We start from the raw sequence: 16,841 nt of genomic DNA, 5'->3' as shown, positions 1-16,841 counted from the left end.
CGGAGCTGCTGCCCCGACCGCCCCTGTCCGGGTCGACCGCCTTACTTGATCTCGCCGGCGGACACGATCTTGCCGCCTTCGACCTTGTAGGCGAACACGTGGATGTCCGCGGACTCGCCCTTGGCGTCGAACTTCAGCTGCTTCGTGACGCCCTTCTTGTCGTAGGACTTGACGAAGTCCACCATGCTCGCACGGTTCTTGCCTGCGGCGATGCCGTCGAGCAGGATCGTGGCCGCGTCGTAGCCCTCACCTGAGTAGGTGTTGGGGTCCTGGTTGTACTTGGCCTTGTAGGCCTTCTGGAAGTCGGGGGCCACGTCGGCGGGCACGCACGGGCACGTGATGATCGTGCCTTCCGCCGCCGCCTTGGCGTTGTCGATGTAGGACTGGTCCTTGACACCGTCGGCGACGACGAACGTGCCCTTCCAGCCGGCGTCACGCAGCTGCTTGATGAGCGGCGCCGCCTCGGGCGAGTAGCCGCCGAAGAAAAGCGTGTCGGCGCCGGACGCCTTGACCTTGGTCACCGAGGCGCTGAAGTCGGTCTGCTTCTGCTGGATCGTGTCATTGCCGACGACCGCGTCGGCCAGGTCCTTGCGGACGATGTCGGCGAGGCCCTTGCCGTACTCCGACGCGTCGTCGATGACGAAGGGCTTCGTCGCCTTGAGTGTGTCCTTGATGTACTTGGCCGCCGCGGGTCCCTGGGTCGCGTCGTTGCCCAGGGCGCGGAAGAAGGTCTTCCAGCCGTTGTCCGCCAGCTTCGGGTTGGTCGCCGACGGCGTGATCGTCACGAGGCCCGCCTCGTTGAAGAGCGGGTCGGCCGCCTTGGACTCACCGGAGAAGGCGGGACCGACGATTCCGACGACCTTCTTGTCGTCGATGGCCTTCTTGGCGAGGCCGGGGGCCTGGGTCGGGTCACCCTGGGAGTCGTAGTTCTCCAGCGCCACCTTGCAGTCGGCGTGCTTGGCGTTGTAGTCGTCCAGGGCGAGGTTGACGCCGTTCTGGATGTAGATGCCCAAGTTGGCGTTGGGCCCGGTCAGGGCGCCGAACATGCCGATCTTGAGGTCGCACGCCGCGGGGCCGCCCCCGGACGCGGCGGGTGCGGCGCCGTCGCCTCCCTTGGTGCCGCAAGCGCTGAGCGCCAGGGCTGCAGCCAGAACCGGCACAGCGAGCTTCATGGTGGAACGCACGAATGTCCTCCTGGGATAACTCACCCTCGGTCGAGGGCTGAGGGAGACAGTAGACGCATCCCCGCCGCAAGCACAGCAGAAACTCCGGTGGTGATCGTCTCGTGACCTGTGCGCCCGCCGCCGGAGGTCAGGAGGTCGGGAAGCCCTTGAGCACGGCCTCGGCGACGTCCTTCATGCCGAGCCGGCGGTCCATGGCCGTCTTCTGGATCCACCGGAAGGCGTCGGCCTCGGTGAGCTTCAGCTGGCTCATGAGCACTCCCTTGGCCCGGTCGACGAGCTTGCGGGTCTCCAGGCGCTCGGCGAGGTCGGCGATCTCCGCCTCGAGGGCGGTGAGCTCGGCCCACCGGGAGAGCGCGATGTCGATGGCTGGCCGCAGGTCGTCGGCCGTGAACGGCTTGACGATGTAGGCCATGACGCCGGCGTCGCGCGCGCGCTCGACGAGCTCGGTCTGGGAGAACGCCGTGAGCATGATGACCGGGCACAGCTTCGCCTCGTGCAGCTGCTCGGCTGCGGAGAGCCCGTCGAGGACGGGCATCTTGACGTCCATGATCACGAGGTCGGGCCGCAGCTCACCGGCCAGCGCCACAGCCTGCTCGCCGTTGCTCGCCTGGCCCACGACGTCGTAGCCCTGCTCCCCGAGCATCTCGACGAGGTCGAGGCGGATGAGCGCCTCGTCCTCGGCCACGAGGATGCGCCGGGCTGGGGCCCCGGCCGACGACACGGTCGGCGTGGGCTCGGTGGCTGCGCTTGCCTGGGTGTGGGTGCTCTCGTCCACGCTCTTCGTCCCTGCTCTCGTCCGGCCCCCGACAGGGCTCACGCGCCACAGCGTATCGGTGCCGGGAGCGGGACTCGAACCCGCACGGCCTCGCGGCCAGAGCATTTTGAGTGCCCCGTGTCTGCCATTCCACCACCCCGGCCGGAGTGCCGCGCCAGCATACCGAGCCCGGGCCGAGTCCAGCCGGAGCCTCCTTACCGGCCGAGCCGAACCGGCGTTCCGGGCCTCGCTCGTTCCTCGCTCGGGTCCTCACGCCTTGGCTCAGCCGGTGACCTCTTCGGGGCGGTATGCCGGCGCCGCGCGGTTGACCGCGTCGCCGATCCGGTGCACCCGCAGCGCGTTGGTCGAGCCGGGGATGCCGGGCGGGGAGCCGGCGACGATGAGGACCCGGTCGCCCTCGGCGACCCTGCCCTCGGGGATGAGGTTGAGGTCGACCTGCATGGCGAACTGGTCGGTGTGCCACATGCGCGGCACGAGATAGGTCTCGATGCCCCAGACGAGCGCGAGCTGCGACCGGGTCCGCGGCTCCGAGGTGAAGGCCAGCATCGGCAGGTGCGGCCGGAACCTCGCCATGCGCTTGGCGGACCCCCCGGTCTCGGTGAACGTGATGAGGAACCGGGCTCCGACACTCTCCCCGATCTCGACGGCGGCCCTGGTCACGGCGCTGCCCACGCTCGAGAGGTCGACCGGCACCGTGGCGATGCGCTCGTGCCCGCGCTCCTCGGTGCTCTGGATGATCCTCGCCATCGTCATGACGGCCTCCACGGGCCAGGCGCCCACGGACGTCTCGCCGGACAGCATGAGGGCGTCGGCCCCGTCGAGCACGGCGTTGGCGGCGTCCGACGCCTCGGCGCGCGTGGGTCGCGGGCTCTCGATCATCGACTCGAGCACCTGCGTGGCGACGATGACCGGCTTGGCGGCGCGGCGGCAGAGGTCGATCGCGTGCTTCTGGACGAGCGGCACCTCCTCGAGGGGCATCTCCACCCCGAGGTCGCCCCGGGCCACCATGACTCCGTCGAAGGCGGCGACGATCTCCTCGAGGTTGGCGACCGCCTGCGGCTTCTCGACCTTGGCGAGCACCGGGATGCGGTAGCCGAACTCGTCCATGATCTCGTGCACGTCGGTGATGTCCTGCGCCGACCGGACGAACGACAGCGCGATGAGGTCGACGCCGATGCGCATCGCGAAGCGCAGGTCGTCGCGGTCCTTGTCCGACAGGGCCGGCACGCTGACCGCGACGCCGGGCAGGTTGATCCCCTTGTTGTTGGAGACCACTCCCCCGATGACCGTCTCGGTGATGACGTCGCACTCGGTGACGTCGACGGCGCGCAGCATCACCTTGCCGTCGTCGATGAGCAGCACGTCGCCCGGTCGCACGTCGCCCGGCAGCCCGCCATACGTCGTGCCCACCTCTGCCTCGCCGCCCGGGACGTCACGGGTCGTGATGGTGAAGCGCTGGCCCGGCACGAGCGTCACGGGGCCGGACGCGAAGCGGCCGGTGCGGATCTTCGGTCCCTGGAGGTCGACGAGGATGCCCACGGCGCGACCCGACGCGTCGCTCGCGGCCCGCACGGCGTGGTAGACGCCCTCGTGGACCGAGTGGTCGCCGTGGGAGAGGTTGAGCCGCGCCACGTCCATCCCGGCGTCGACCAGGGCTCGGAGGGCCTCGGGAGAGGAGGTCTTCGGTCCGATCGTGCAGACGATCTTCGCACCACGCATGACGGCAACCCTAGGGGGTGCTGTGACGCGGCTCACCCCGGGTTCGCCCTGTGGACGCCCCCGGGGTGAGTGGCCGAAGTCAGACGGTGACGGGTCGGTCGGTGGGGGCCACCGGTCGCGGCAGCGCGCTCGACCCGGTCAGCCACGCGTCGACGCCCGCGGCCGCGGCCCGGCCCTCGGCGATGGCCCACACGATGAGCGACTGGCCGCGACCGGCGTCGCCTGCGACGAAGACGCCCGGCACCGAGGCCATGTAGTTCCTGTCCCGTCGGATGTTGGAGCGCTCGTCCAGCTCGAGGCCGAGCTGCTCGACGACCCCGGTCCCCTCGGGGCCGAGGAAGCCCATCGCGAGGAGCACGAGCTGCGCCGGGATGACCCGCTCCGAGCCTTCGCCACCCGCGCGAGGCGCGAACCGGCCGTCGACGAGCTCGACCTCCGTGAGGCGCAGCCCCGACACGCGGCCCTCCTCGTCGCCGAGGAACTCGGTGGTGCTCACGGCATACAGCCGCTCGCCACCCTCCTCGTGCGCGCTCGCGACGCGGTAGATCATCGGGTAGGTCGGCCACGGCTGGCTCTCGGGCCGCTCCTCCGGCGGCCGCGGCAGGATCTCGAGGGACGTGACGGAGCGGGCGCCCTGGCGGTGTGCGGTGCCGATGCAGTCGGCACCCGTGTCGCCACCACCGATGATGACGACGTCCTTGTCCGTCGCGAGGATCTGGTCCGCGACCTCCTCCCCGAGGGAGGCGCGGTTGCTCTGCGGCAGGTATTCCATCGCCTGGTGTATGCCGCGCAGCTCCCGACCCGGGACCGCGAGGTCGCGAGCGACCGTCGACCCGGTCGCCAGCACGACCGCGTCGTAGCGGTCGCGCAGCTGCCGGCCCGTGATCTTCACCCCGACCTCGACCCCGCTGCGGAAGCGCGTGCCCTCGGCCTCCATCTGGCGCAACCGCCGGTCGAGCACCGACTTCTCCATCTTGAACTCCGGGATGCCGTAGCGCAGCAGCCCACCGGGCTTGTCGTCCCGCTCGAACACCGCGACGGTGTGCCCGGCACGCGTGAGCTGCTGCGCGGCCGCCAGTCCGGCCGGCCCGGAGCCGACGACCGCCACGGTCTTGCCCGTGAGCCGCTCGGGCGGTGCCGGCGCGACGAGCCCGCGCTCGAAGGCCTGCTCGATCGTCGTGACCTCGACCTGCTTGATCGTCACGGCCGGCTGGTTGATGCCGAGGACGCACGCCGTCTCGCACGGCGCAGGGCACAGGCGGCCGGTGAACTCCGGGAAGTTGTTGGTGGCGTGCAGCCGCTCGATGGCGTCGGCCCAGTCGCCCCGCCACGCAAGGGTGTTCCACTCCGGGATGAGATTTCCGAGCGGGCAACCGTTGTGGCAGAAGGGGATTCCGCAGTCCATGCAGCGGCCGGCCTGGCGCTGGAGCTGGCCCAGCTGCTGCTCCTCGTAGACCTCCTTCCAGTCGCGGATGCGGACGGAGATCGGACGGCGGGTGGGCAGCTCGCGCTCGCGCGTCTTCAGGAATCCTTGTGGGTCAGCCACGGGAAGCCTCCATGATCCGGTTCCACACCTCGGCGCCGTCGACGTCGAGGCCCTGCTCCTCAGCCTGCGCGCGCACGTCGAGCACCCGCTGGTAGTCGCGCGGCAACACGAGCGTGAAGCGGGCGCGGGCGCCGTCCCAGTCGTCCAGCAGCCGACGGGCCACCGCGGAGTCGGTCTCGGCCAGGTGCTTGGTGAGCAGCCCCCGAAGCGTGGTCTCGTCGTCGGGGCGCAGCGGCGAGAGGTCTACGAGCTCGGGGTTGACGAGGTCGCGTCTCAGGTCGAGCACGTAAGCCACGCCGCCGGACATACCGGCGGCGAAGTTGCGACCGGTGGGCCCGAGGACGACCACGGTCCCACCCGTCATGTACTCGCAGCCGTGGTCGCCGACGCCCTCGACGACGGCACTCGCCCCGGAGTTGCGGACGCAGAAGCGCTCGCCGACCGTGCCGCGCAGGAAGAGCTCGCCGGAGGTCGCGCCGTAGCCGATGACGTTGCCGGCGATGACGTTGTCCTCCGCGACGAGCGTGGCCTCCCGGGCGGGGCGGACCGTGATGCGGCCGCCGGAGAGCCCCTTGCCGACGTAGTCGTTGGCGTCGCCGAAGAGCCTGATCGTGACGCCGGCGGGCAGGAAGGCCCCGAAGGACTGGCCTCCGGAGCCGGTCATCGTGATCTCGATCGTGTCCTCGGCGAGCCCGTCGGGGTGCGCGCGGGTGACGTGGTGGCCGAGCATCGTGCCGACCGTGCGGTTGACGTTGCGCACGCCGATCTCGGTCGCGACCCGGTCGCCGCCCTCGATGGCGGGCAGCGCCCGGCTCAGCAGCTCGACGTCGAGCGCCTTGTCCAGCCCGTGGTCCTGGGTCTCCGACTGGTGCAGCGTTCCCCCGGTCGGGTTGTCGGCCACCGACAGGATCGGCGTGAGGTCCAGGCCCGACGCCTTCCAGTGCGTGATGGCCCGGTCGAGGTCGAGGCTGTCGACGCGACCCACCGCCTCCTCGACGGACCGGAAGCCCAGCGAGGCGAGCAGCTCCCGGACCTCCTGGGCGATGTACTCGAAGAACGTCTCGACGAACTCCGGCTTGCCGGAGTAGCGGGCCCGCAGCTCGGGGTTCTGCGTGGCGATGCCGACGGGGCACGTGTCGAGGTGGCAGACCCGCATCATGATGCAGCCCGACACGACAAGAGGGGCTGTCGCGAAGCCGAACTCCTCGGCGCCGAGGAGCGCGGCGATGACGACGTCGCGGCCGGTCTTGAGCTGACCGTCGACCTGCACGACGATCCGGTCCCGGAGGCCGTTGAGCACGAGCGTCTGCTGGGCCTCGGCGAGACCGAGCTCCCAGGGCGCGCCGGCGTGCTTCAGCGAGGTGAGCGGCGACGCGCCGGTGCCGCCATCGTGACCGGAGATGAGCACGACGTCCGCGTGCGCCTTGGACACCCCGGCTGCCACGGTGCCAACCCCGACCTCGGACACAAGCTTGACGTGGATCCGGGCGCTCGGGTTGGCGTTCTTGAGGTCGTGGATGAGCTGGGCGAGGTCCTCGATCGAGTAGATGTCGTGGTGTGGCGGCGGGGAGATCAGCCCCACCCCGGGGGTCGAGTGCCGCGTCCGGGCCACCCACGGGTAGACCTTGTGCCCGGGAAGCTGGCCGCCCTCGCCCGGCTTGGCGCCCTGGGCCATCTTGATCTGGATGTCGTCGGCGTGCGTGAGGTAGAGGCTCGTGACACCGAACCGGCCCGAGGCCACCTGCTTGACGGCGGAGCGGCGCTCCGGGTCGAGGAGGCGCTCGCGGTCCTCGCCGCCCTCGCCGGTGTTGGACCGGCCGCCGAGCCGGTTCATCGCGATGGCGAGCGTCTCGTGCGACTCCTCGGAGATCGAGCCGTAGCTCATCGCCCCGGTGTTGAAGCGCTTGACGATCTCGCTCACCGGCTCGACCTCGTCGATCGGCACCGGCAGCCTGCCGGTGGCGCCCGGAGCCTGGAAGCCCATGAGGCCGCGCAGCGTCATGAGCCGCGACGTCTGGTCGTCGACCCGGGAGGTGTACTGCTTGAAGATGTCGTAGCGACGCGTCCGGGTCGAGTGCTGCAGCCGGAAGACGGTCTCGGGGTCGAACAGGTGCGGCTCACCCTCGCGGCGCCACTGGTACTCCCCACCGACGTCGAGCACGCGGTGGGCCTGGTAGACGCCGTCCGGCGGGTAGGCGCGGGCGTGGCGCTCCGCGGTCTCGCGGGCGATGACGTCGAGGCCCACGCCACCCAGCTGGGACACGGTGCCGGTGAAGTAGCGCTCGACGAGGTCCTCCGAGAGGCCGATGGCCTCGAACACCTGGGCCCCGCGGTAGGACGCGACCGTCGAGATGCCCATCTTGGACATCACCTTGAGCACGCCCTTGCCGAGCGCCTTGATGAGGTTCTTGACCGCCCGCTCGGGCGTCACGTCGTCGATCTCGCCGGACCGGACGAGGTCCTCGACCGTCTCCATGGCGAGGTAGGGGTTGACCGCCGCGGCGCCGTAGCCGATGAGAAGCGCGACGTGGTGCACCTCCCGCACGTCGCCGGCCTCGACGATGAGGCCCACCTGCGTCCGGGTCTTCTCGCGGATGAGGTGGTGGTGCACGCCCGCCGTGAGCAGCAGGGAGGGGATCGGCGCGAGGTCGCGGCCGGAGTCTCGGTCCGAGAGCACGACGAACCGGGCCCCGCGGCTGATCGCGTGGGAGACCTCGGTGAAGATCTCCTCGAGCCGGGCGCGCATGGCCGCGGCGCCGCCCGTGACGTCGTAGAGGCCGCGGACGACGTACGTCGCGTAGCCGGGCAGGTCGCCGTCGGCGTTGAGGTGCACGATCTTGGCGAGCTCGTCGTTGTCGATGACGGGGAAGTTGAGCACGAGCTGGCGCGCGTGCGCGGGGGACGCGGACAGCGCGTTGCCCTCCGGACCGAGGAGGGTGCCGAGGGAGGTGACGAGCTCCTCGCGGATCGCGTCCAGCGGGGGGTTGGTCACCTGCGCGAACAGCTGCGTGAAGTAGTCGAAGAGCAGCCTGGGTCGGGAGGACAGGACCGCGATGGGCGTGTCGGTCCCCATCGAGCCGAGCGCCTCGCCGCCCGTGCGCGCCATCGGGGTGAGCAGGATGCGCAGCTCCTCGTGGGTGTAGCCGAAGGTCTGCTGGCGGCGGGCCACCGACGCGGCCGTGTGGACGATGTGCTCGCGCTCCGGCAGGTCCTCGAGGCGGATGAGCCCGGCGTGCAGCCAGTCGGCATACGGGTGCGCCGCCGCGAGCTGGGTCTTGATCTCGTCGTCGCCGACGATCCGGCCGTGCTCGGTGTCGACGAGGAACATCCGGCCGGGCTGCAGCCGGCCCCGCTTGACGATCGAGGCCGGGTCGAGGTCGAGCACGCCCGACTCGGAGGCGAGCACGACGAGGCCGTCCGACGTCACCGAGTAGCGCCCCGGGCGCAGGCCGTTGCGGTCGAGGACGGCGCCGACGAGCGTGCCGTCGGTGAAGACGACGTTGGCCGGCCCGTCCCAGGGCTCCATGATCGTCGAGTGGAACTCGTAGAAGGCCCGGCGCGCGGGGTCCATCGTGGCGTGGTTCTCCCACGCCTCCGGGATCATCATGAGCACCGCGTGCGGCAGCGACCGGCCGCCCAGGTGGAGCAGCTCGAGGACCTCGTCGAAGCTGGCCGAGTCTGAGCCGCCCGGGGTCACGATGGGGAAGAGCTTCTCGAGGTCGCCGGGGATGATGTCCGAGGTGAGCAGGCTCTCCCGGGCCCGCATCCAGTTGCGGTTGCCCTTGACGGTGTTGATCTCGCCGTTGTGGGCGATGAACCGGTAGGGGTGCGCGAGCGGCCAGGACGGGAACGTGTTGGTCGAGAAGCGGGAGTGCACCACCGCGAGCTCGGTCTTGAGGCGCGGGTCGCTGAGGTCGGGGAAGAACGGCTCGAGCTGACCGGTCGTCAGCATCCCCTTGTAGACGAGGGTCCGCGACGACAGGGAGGCGAAGTAGACGTCGGCGTCGTGCTCGGCCCGCTTGCGCAGCCGGAACGCGAGGCGGTCGAGGCCGAGGTGCACGGCGCGGCCGATGGCCGAGGAGACGAAGAGCTGGGCGAAGTGCGGCATGCAGTCACGGGCGACCTTGCCGACGAGGTCGGCCTCGACCGGCACGTCCCGCCAGCCGAGCACCGTGAGGTTCTCGGCGGCCGCGAGCTGCTCGATGCGGGCCACGGCCTGCGCGCGCTCGCCGGGGTCGGCGGGCAGGAACACGAGCCCGGCGGCATACGCCCCGGGGGTCGGGAGCCGGAAGGGCACCACGCTGCGCAGGAACTCGTCCGGGATCTGCAGGAGGATGCCGGCGCCGTCACCGACCAGGGGGTCGGCACCGGTGGCGCCCCGGTGGTCGAGGTTGCGCAGCGCGGTCAGGGCGTGGTCGACGATGTCGTGACCGGCGGTTCCGCGTAGGGTCGCCACGAGCGCGACACCGCAGGCGTCGTGCTCGAGCTCGCGCCGGTAGAGCCCGGTGCTCTGCGGATGCGAGCTGAAGCGGGAGTGCGGCGTCATCGTCACCGTCCTTTTACGTGTGGTCCCCGGATGCAAAGGGCCGGTGGGCAGCACTGACCACGGCAAGTCCACCAACGATAGCCGAGGCCGCAACCGTCCTACTCCTTGATACGGCGGATTCCGGATGCTGAGATGCTGAGCGTGCGCGGCGTCACTCCGTGACGGCGGGCTCCGGATGCTCGCTGGGCGCCTCCGGGGAGGTGCGGCCGAAGCGACGCCACAGCCAGGCGCCGAGGAGGAAGACGAGGAGCGAGACCCACGTGTTGACCCGCTGGCCGAGGATCTCGTTGGCCGAGTCGCTGCGCATGTTCTCGACGACGATGCGCCCGACCGGGTAGCCCATGACGTAGGCCGCGAACAGCTGGCCCCGGCGCAGGGAGCGCTGCCGGTCGAGCACGATCAGCGCCGCGGCGAGGGCGAGCGCCCACAGCGCCTCGTAGAGGAAGGTGGGGTGGAACCAGCCCTTGACGATGGGCTCCCCGGCGGCGTCGCGCACCGCCTGCCCGAGGCCGGTGTCCCACTCGTAGACCTTGAGCCGCCACGGCACGTCGGTGGGCCGGCCGTAGATCTCGTTGTTGAAGTAGTTTCCGAAGCGGCCCATGGCCTGGGCGATGAGGATGCCGGGTGCCGCCGCGTCGGCGAAGTCGAGGAAGACCACCCCGTGGCGGCGGCAGCCGATCCACGCCCCGACGGCCCCGAGCGCGACGGCACCCCAGATGCCCAGACCGCCGTTCCAGATCGCGAACGCGTCCATGGGCCGGCCGCCCGCGCCGAAGTAGGGCTGCGGCGTCGTGATGAGGTGGTAGAGACGCCCACCGACGATGCCGAACGGGACCGCCCAGGCCGAGACGTCGAGGGCGACGCCGGCTCGACCGCCGCGGTCGAGAAGTCGTCGCTGGGTGAGCCAGACGGCGACGACGATCCCGGCGAGGATGCACAGCGCGTAGGCCCGGATCGGCACGGGACCGAGGTGCCACACCCCGGTCGTCGGGGAGGGAATCTCGGCAGGCACGGGCGCAGCGGCGCCCGCCGCGAGGTCGAGCGCCAGGGATGGTATGCCGTTGAGCGCCATCAGGAGCGGCTCCTTCGCACCCCGTCGGCGAGCTCCCGCGTGAGGTCGCCGAGCGCCTTGAGCCCGGCGGCATCCGAGGGCGCCTCGGTGAGGCATCGCACGAGGGCGGACCCGACGATGACGCCGTCGGCGAACCGGCCCACCTGGGCTGCCTGCGCACCCGTCGACACCCCGAGGCCGACGCACACGGGCAGGTCGGTGACCGCGCGGGTGCGCAGCACGAGGTCCTCGGCGGCCGCGCCGACGCTCGCGCGGGCGCCGGTGACGCCCATGACGGCGCTGGCGTAGACGAACCCCCGGCACTGGGCCGTGACCGCCGCGAGGCGCTCCTGGGTCGAGCTCGGCGCGACGAGGAACACCTTGTCCAGGTCGTGCTTATCCGCGGCGGCGATCCACTCCCCGGCCTCGTCCGGGATGAGGTCGGGGGTGATGAGCCCGGCGCCCCGAGCCGCGACGAGCTCGGCCGCGAAGGTGTCGACGCCGTGGCGCAGGACGGGGTTCCAGTACGTCATGACGAGCGCCGCCGCTCCGGCCTCGGCCACCGCCTCCGTGGCGAGGAAGACGTCGGTGAGCCGCACGCCCCGCTCGAGCGCCCGGACCGCGGCGTCCTGGATGACCGGGCCGTCCATGACCGGGTCGCTGTAGGGCACCCCCACCTCGACGACGTCGACGCCGCACTCCACGAGGACGCGCATGGCCTCGAGAGAGCCCTCCACGGAGGGGAAGCCGACGGGCAGGTAGCCGACGAGGGCCGCGCGGCCCTCGTCGTTGCACCGCTGCACGACGCGTGCCACGCTCACAGCTGCACCCCGGTCCCCTGCGCGTCCGGGTCGTCCGGGGGCCGCTCGATGCCGCCCTCGAGCAGGCCGAACCACTCCGCCGCGGTGTGCACGTCCTTGTCGCCCCGGCCGGAGAGGTTGACGAGGAGCACCGCCTCCTCCCCGAGCTCGCGCCCGACCTGGATGGCGCCGGCGAGGGCGTGCGCGCTCTCGATGGCCGGCAGGATGCCCTCGCTGCGGCTGAGGAGCGAGAAGGCCTCCATCGCCTCGGCGTCGGTGATCGGGCGGTACTCGGCGCGTCCCGTGTCGCGCAGGTAGGCGTGCTCAGGGCCGACGCTGGGGTAGTCGAGGCCGGCCGACACGCTGTGCGACGGGGTGGTCTGGCCGTCCTCGTCCTGCAGGACGTAGGTGTACGCGCCGTGGAGGACGCCCGGTATGCCGGTGGCGAAGCGCGCCGCGTGCTTGCCCGACGCGATGCCGCCGCCCCCGCCCTCCAGACCGATGAGGCGGACCGAGGCGTCGTCGAGGAAACGGTGGAAGATGCCCATGGCGTTGGAGCCGCCCCCGACGCACGCGAGGACGGCGTCGGGCAGCCGCCCCACGAGGTCGAGCATCTGGGCGCGCGCCTCGACCCCGATGATCCGGTGGAAGTCGCGGACCATCTCCGGGAACGGGTGTGGGCCGGTGACCGTGCCGAGGACGTAGTGGGTCGTCTCGACGTTGGCCACCCAGTCGCGGAAGGCCTCGTTGACGGCGTCCTTGAGGGTGCGGCTGCCGTGGTCGACGGGGACGACCTCGGCGCCGAGCAGCCTCATCCGCGCGACGTTGAGCGCCTGGCGCTCGGTGTCCTTGCGCCCCATGTAGACGACGCACTCCAGGCCCAGCAGGGCGGCCGCCGTCGCGGTCGCCACGCCGTGCTGGCCGGCGCCCGTCTCGGCGATGACCCTGGTCTTGCCCATCCGCCGCGTGAGCAGGGCCTGCCCGAGGACGTTGTTGATCTTGTGCGAGCCGGTGTGGTTGAGATCCTCCCGCTTGAGGATCACCCGCGCCCCCCCGCAGTGCGTGGAGAACCGGGGGACGTCGGTGAGGATGCTCGGTCGGCCGGTGTACGAGCGGTGCAGGCGCTCGAGCTCACCGACGAACTCCGGGTCGACGGTCGCCTTGCGACGGACCTCGTCGAGCTGCTCGAGGGCCGGGATCAGGGCCTCGGGCACGTAGCGCCCGCCGAAGCCGCCGAACCGGCCGGTGGGCTGTACGACCGTCATCGCACCGCCCGGGCGGACTCGAGGAAGGATCGCACCGCCTGCGCGGGACGGCCGCCCGTCACCAGCGCCTCACCGACAAGCACGCCGCTCGCCCCGGCGCGGACGTAGTCGGCCACCACCTCGGGACCGGTCACCCCGGACTCGGCCACGGCGAGCACGTCGCCGGGCACCCGCGGCAGCAGGTCGGTGACCGTCCGCAGGTCGACCTCGAGGGTCTTGAGGTTGCGGGCGTTGATGCCGACCAGGGCAGGACCGACCGCGAGCGCCCGGTCCAGCTCGGCGGCGTCGTGCACCTCCACGAGCGAGGTCATGCCGAGTTCGCGGGCCTGCTGGTGCAGGTCGCGCAGCAGGGCGTCGTCGAGACCGGCGACGATCAGCAGGACCAGGTCGGCCCCGTGGGCACGGGCCTCCGTCACCTGGTAGCCGTCGACCAGGAAGTCCTTGCGCAGGACGGGGATCGTCACGGCGGCGCGCACCTCGTCGAGGTCGGCGAGCGTGCCGCCGAACCGGCGCCGCTCGGTGAGCACGCTGACGGCGCTCGCTCCCCCGGCGGCATACGCAGCAGCCAGTCGACCGGGCTCGGGGATCTCGGCCAGCGAGCCCTTGCTCGGGCTCGCGCGCTTGACCTCCGCGATGACCGCCACGCCGGTGGCGGCGGCGGCGCGGAACCCCGGCAGGGGGTCGATCGCGGCAGGGAGGTCGGACAGGGCGGACTCGAGCGCGGCGAGGGGCGTCGCGGCGCGCCGGGACTCGAGATCCTCACGCACGCCGTCGAGGATCCCGTCGAGGACTGTGGGCACCGCGCTCAGCTCTTGCCGACGGTCTTGGTGCCGGACTCCTCGGGAGCGTCCGTGAGGGGACCCGGCGCGCTGGCGCTCTCGGTGTCGTGCGGGCGGGCGCCGAAGCCGGCCATCGAGAGCACCTTGCCCGACACGGCCCCGACCACGATGATCCCGGCGGCCAGCCAGCCGAGGAGGGCGCTCGGCCGGAGCACGGCGATGCTGCCCACGACCGCACCGAGGAGGATGACCCCGACCGCGACCCAGGCGGCAAAGCTGTGACCGTGGTCCTCGTGCTCTTCCATGGCTTCCTCTCTCGTCCTGCTGGCACCGGCCGGTATGCCGTCCCATTGTGTCAGGTCCGCTGGGGTCCGTCGCCCAGGGTGGGGTCGCGGCCCTCGGTGATCTCGTCCCAGGCGCTGCGCGCCTCCCCGCGGGGACCCGCCTGCGGCGGGGGTCGCCGCTCGTAGCGGCGGGGCAGCCCCGCCCACGACCGGGCGGCCCACGCCACGGCGAGCGCCCCGGCCGTGAGCAGTGCCGCCGCGACGAGCGCCAGCCAGGCCCACGGCGTCGCGGCGGCCCGGGCGGCCGGTGGCGTGGTGCGGGCCAGCTGGCGGGCGACCTCTGCCGCGACGGCGTCCTCCGGTCGGATGACGACGACGGCGACGAGCACGACAGAGGCGGCGGCGGCCAGGACGGCGACCGCCACGGACAGGGCGCGGATCGCCCGGCCACCGGTTGCCGCGCCGAGCAGGGCCACGACCGTGACGACGACGAGGCCGATGACGCCGGGGGCCGCGCGCCCACCCGGCACCGCGACCGCACCGCCGCTCAGCACGTCGCTCGCCGTGCCGGTGGCCCAGGCCTGCGTCGTCAGCCCGAGCAGCACCAGAGCCGGCAGCACGACGGCCAGCACCGCCCGTCTCTTGTCCAGCCTCATCGACGCACCGGGACGAGCCCCTCGGCGGCCGCCACGGCACGCAGGGCCGCGGCGGCCTTGTTGACCGTCTCCTCGTACTCGAGGTGCGGCACGGAGTCGGCGACGATGCCGGCCCCAGCCTGCACGTGGGCGAGGCCTCCCTTGATCAGCGCCGTCCGGATGGCGATGGCCATGTCGAGGTCGCCGGCGAAGTCGAGGTATCCCACGACGCCGCCGTAGAGGCCTCGCCGCAGGCCCTCGTACCCGTCGATGAGCGCCATGGCCCGCGGCTTGGGGGCCCCGGAGAGCGTGCCGGCTGGAAAGGTGGCCACGAGCGCGTCGTAGGCGGTGCACCCGGGGCGCAGCTCGCCGACGACGCTCGACTCGATGTGCATGATGTGGCTGTAGCGCCGGATCGACATGAAGTCCACGGTGTCGACGGTCCCGGCCCGGCAGATCCGCTGGAGGTCGTTGCGGGCGAGGTCAACGAGCATGAGGTGCTCCGCCCGCTCCTTGGCGTCGCCGAGGAGCTCCTCCGCGAGGTGCGCATCGTGGTCGGGGGTCTTGCCCCGCGGCCTCGACCCGGCGATCGGGTGCGTGATGGCCTGCCGGTCGGTGACCTTGATGAGCGCCTCCGGGCTCGAGCCCACGACGTCGTATGCCGTGCCGTCGGGGTGGGGCAGGCGCAGCAGGTACATGTACGGGCTCGGGTTGCTCACGCGCAGCGCCCGGTAGACGTCGAGGGCGTCGGCCGCGCACGGGACGGTGAACCGCTGGGAGACGACGATCTGGAAGGCCTCGCCCGCCCGGATGGCCTCCTTCGCCTGCTCCACCATGTCCTCGAACTGCTCCTGGGTGTGGCTGCTCGCCGGTGCACTGCGCCGCGGCTCGATCGTCGCCACGGTGCTCGGGGCCGGGGCCGCGAGCTCCTCGGTCATCCGGTCGAGCCGGGCGACGGCGTCGGCCCACGCCTCCTCGACGCGCTCGTCGGTCGCGTCGTGGTTGATCGCGTTGGCGACGAGGAGGAGGGAGCCGTCACTGTGGTCGATGACAGCGAGGTCGCTGGCGAGCATCATGGCGAGCTCCGGCAGGTCCAGATCGTCCCGGCCCGCGTCGGGCACGGACTCCCACCGCCGGACGGCGTCATACGTGATGGCGCCGACCATGCCGCCGGTCAACGGCGGCAGGCCGGGGACGCGTGGCGTCGCCAGGGCCGCGACGGTGTCGCGCAGCGCGGCGGTCGGGTCACCGCCCGTGGGCACCCCGACCGGCGGGGTGCCGATCCACGTGGCCTCCCCGTCCCGCTCGGTGAGGGTCGCCACGCACCGGGCGCCGACGATGGAGAACCGGGACCACACCCCACCGTGCTCGGCCGACTCGAGCAGGAACGTGCCGGGCCGGTCCTCTGCCAGCTTGCGGTAGACGCCGACGGGCGTCTCGGCGTCCGCGAGGAGGCGCCGCACGACGGGGATGACCCGCCGGTCGCCGGAGAGCGCCAGCTCCGTGAACACCTCCAGCGACGGCCACGTGCGGCCCCACGTGAGGTCGGGCTCCGGCGAGGGCGGGCTGGGCGGCATACGGTCCTCGGGCACGGGGCCCATTGTGGACCACCGCCGTCGTATGCCGCGGAGCCGGCCAAGGCTCCCCGGAGACGAGCTGCGTTAGGGCGCTGCGCGACCGACGACGGCCGGCAGGACCCGGGCGTCGAAGCACGAGTGGTCACCGGTGTGGCAGGCCGCGCCGACCTGGTCGACGCTGACGAGCAGCGCGTCGCCGTCGCAGTCGAGGCGCACGCCGCGGACCCACTGGACGTGGCCGCTCGTGTCGCCCTTGCGCCAGTACTCCCCCCGGCTGCGCGACCAGAAGGTGACCCGCCCCTCGGTGAGCGTGCGCCGAAGCGCCTCGTCGTCCATCCACCCGACCATGAGGACGTCGCCCGTGTCGTGCTGCTGCACGACGGCGGCGACAAGGCCTCGCTCGTCACGCTTGAGCAGCTCGGCGATTCGCGGGTCCAGCGCCTTCGGGTCGAGCGTCTGCGGGTCGAGCGTCTGCGGGTCGAGCGTCTGCGGGTCACTCGTCGGGTCGGTCACGCGCCCATTGTGCCGCCCGCGCCCCCCCAACCCGTCGAGTGGCCATTTCCGCACGCGTCCGGGCGCGCACAAGTGGCCACTCGACAAGGTCAGCGCGCCCACCGGTCCCCCCCAGGCGCCCCCCAACCCGTCGAGTGGCCATTTCCGCACGCGCGCGGGCGCGCACA

At 72.0% G+C, this 16,841-nt stretch carries 13 protein-coding genes and 1 tRNA gene; all 14 read right to left on the bottom strand.

All coding sequences use genetic code 11. The features are described 5' to 3' along the window. Positions 1 to 41 precede the first annotated feature (41 nt). The 14 genes from VFJ94_RS07830 to hisI all read right to left on the bottom strand — a co-directional run bounded on the left by VFJ94_RS07830 (position 42) and on the right by hisI (position 16,599). A complete protein-coding gene (locus VFJ94_RS07830) occupies positions 42 to 1,184 on the bottom strand; it encodes a branched-chain amino acid ABC transporter substrate-binding protein (RefSeq protein WP_325003635.1) in 1,143 nt (380 codons plus the stop codon). A gap of 127 nt (positions 1,185 to 1,311) precedes the next feature. Beyond that, positions 1,312 to 1,959 carry an ANTAR domain-containing response regulator gene (locus VFJ94_RS07825; protein ID WP_414654585.1) on the bottom strand — a complete coding sequence of 216 codons (648 nt, stop codon included), beginning with the start codon at positions 1,957 to 1,959 and terminating at the stop codon, positions 1,312 to 1,314. 59 nt (positions 1,960 to 2,018) lie between these two features. Beyond that, positions 2,019 to 2,101: transfer RNA gene (locus tag VFJ94_RS07820), tRNA-Leu, on the bottom strand. Between the two features lie 119 nt (positions 2,102 to 2,220). Further along, positions 2,221 to 3,678, bottom strand: coding sequence for a pyruvate kinase (gene pyk / locus VFJ94_RS07815; RefSeq protein ID WP_325003634.1), 1,458 nt, complete (start codon positions 3,676 to 3,678; stop codon positions 2,221 to 2,223). A 79-nt stretch (positions 3,679 to 3,757) separates the two neighbouring features. After that, positions 3,758 to 5,224: a glutamate synthase subunit beta gene (locus VFJ94_RS07810; RefSeq protein ID WP_325003633.1), complete on the bottom strand. Its 1,467-nt coding sequence runs from the start codon at positions 5,222 to 5,224 to the stop codon at positions 3,758 to 3,760. After that, positions 5,217 to 9,770 (bottom strand): glutamate synthase large subunit, encoded by a 4,554-nt coding sequence (gltB, locus tag VFJ94_RS07805; RefSeq protein ID WP_325003632.1) that lies wholly within the window; start codon positions 9,768 to 9,770, stop codon positions 5,217 to 5,219. Before gltB ends, VFJ94_RS07810 begins: the two co-directional genes overlap by 8 nt. 151 nt (positions 9,771 to 9,921) lie before the next feature. Then, positions 9,922 to 10,842: a prolipoprotein diacylglyceryl transferase gene (gene lgt / locus VFJ94_RS07800; protein ID WP_325003631.1), complete on the bottom strand. Its 921-nt coding sequence runs from the start codon at positions 10,840 to 10,842 to the stop codon at positions 9,922 to 9,924. Beyond that, positions 10,842 to 11,642: a tryptophan synthase subunit alpha gene (gene trpA, locus VFJ94_RS07795; RefSeq protein WP_325003630.1), complete on the bottom strand. Its 801-nt coding sequence runs from the start codon at positions 11,640 to 11,642 to the stop codon at positions 10,842 to 10,844. The genes lgt and trpA overlap by 1 nt, the downstream gene beginning before the upstream one ends. Then, the gene (trpB, locus tag VFJ94_RS07790; RefSeq protein WP_325003629.1) at positions 11,639 to 12,886 is read right to left on the bottom strand and encodes a tryptophan synthase subunit beta; all 1,248 of its coding nucleotides are present in this window, start codon (positions 12,884 to 12,886) and stop codon (positions 11,639 to 11,641) included. The genes trpA and trpB overlap by 4 nt, the downstream gene beginning before the upstream one ends. Next, complete coding sequence (trpC, locus tag VFJ94_RS07785; RefSeq protein WP_325003628.1) at positions 12,883 to 13,686, bottom strand: indole-3-glycerol phosphate synthase TrpC; 804 nt, start codon at positions 13,684 to 13,686, stop codon at positions 12,883 to 12,885. The genes trpB and trpC overlap by 4 nt, the downstream gene beginning before the upstream one ends. A gap of 5 nt (positions 13,687 to 13,691) precedes the next feature. Next, positions 13,692 to 13,970 (bottom strand): HGxxPAAW family protein, encoded by a 279-nt coding sequence (locus VFJ94_RS07780; protein WP_325003627.1) that lies wholly within the window; start codon positions 13,968 to 13,970, stop codon positions 13,692 to 13,694. 50 nt (positions 13,971 to 14,020) lie between these two features. After that, complete coding sequence (locus VFJ94_RS07775; RefSeq protein ID WP_325003626.1) at positions 14,021 to 14,605, bottom strand: Trp biosynthesis-associated membrane protein; 585 nt, start codon at positions 14,603 to 14,605, stop codon at positions 14,021 to 14,023. Then, entirely contained in the window at positions 14,602 to 16,185 is a 1,584-nt protein-coding gene (locus VFJ94_RS07770; protein ID WP_414654584.1) for an anthranilate synthase component I, read from the bottom strand. The genes VFJ94_RS07775 and VFJ94_RS07770 overlap by 4 nt, the downstream gene beginning before the upstream one ends. Positions 16,186 to 16,245: 60 nt before the next feature. Next, positions 16,246 to 16,599, bottom strand: coding sequence for a phosphoribosyl-AMP cyclohydrolase (gene hisI, locus VFJ94_RS07765; RefSeq protein WP_325003686.1), 354 nt, complete (start codon positions 16,597 to 16,599; stop codon positions 16,246 to 16,248). Positions 16,600 to 16,841 lie beyond the last annotated feature (242 nt).

This window comes from Intrasporangium sp. (assembly GCF_035688975.1).
In the GTDB taxonomy this organism is placed as follows: Bacteria; Actinomycetota; Actinomycetes; order Actinomycetales; family Dermatophilaceae; genus CALMNV01.
The sequence above is the reverse complement of the archived record's forward strand: the minus strand, read 5'-3'. Positions and strand labels throughout refer to the sequence as shown.

What these genes read in the sequence shown, in the direction of transcription:
- pyk (WP_325003634.1), bottom strand. Translation starts at nt 3,678, where the DNA reads ATGCGTGGTGCGAAGATCGTCTGCACGATCGGACCGAAGACCTCCTCT.
- gltB (WP_325003632.1), bottom strand. Translation starts at nt 9,770, where the DNA reads ATGACGCCGCACTCCCGCTTCAGCTCGCATCCGCAGAGCACCGGGCTC.
- lgt (WP_325003631.1), bottom strand. Translation starts at nt 10,842, where the DNA reads ATGGCGCTCAACGGCATACCATCCCTGGCGCTCGACCTCGCGGCGGGC.
- trpB (WP_325003629.1), bottom strand. Translation starts at nt 12,886, where the DNA reads ATGACGGTCGTACAGCCCACCGGCCGGTTCGGCGGCTTCGGCGGGCGC.
- VFJ94_RS07780 (WP_325003627.1), bottom strand. Translation starts at nt 13,970, where the DNA reads ATGGAAGAGCACGAGGACCACGGTCACAGCTTTGCCGCCTGGGTCGCG.
- VFJ94_RS07775 (WP_325003626.1), bottom strand. Translation starts at nt 14,605, where the DNA reads ATGAGGCTGGACAAGAGACGGGCGGTGCTGGCCGTCGTGCTGCCGGCT.
- VFJ94_RS07770 (WP_414654584.1), bottom strand. Translation starts at nt 16,185, where the DNA reads ATGGGCCCCGTGCCCGAGGACCGTATGCCGCCCAGCCCGCCCTCGCCG.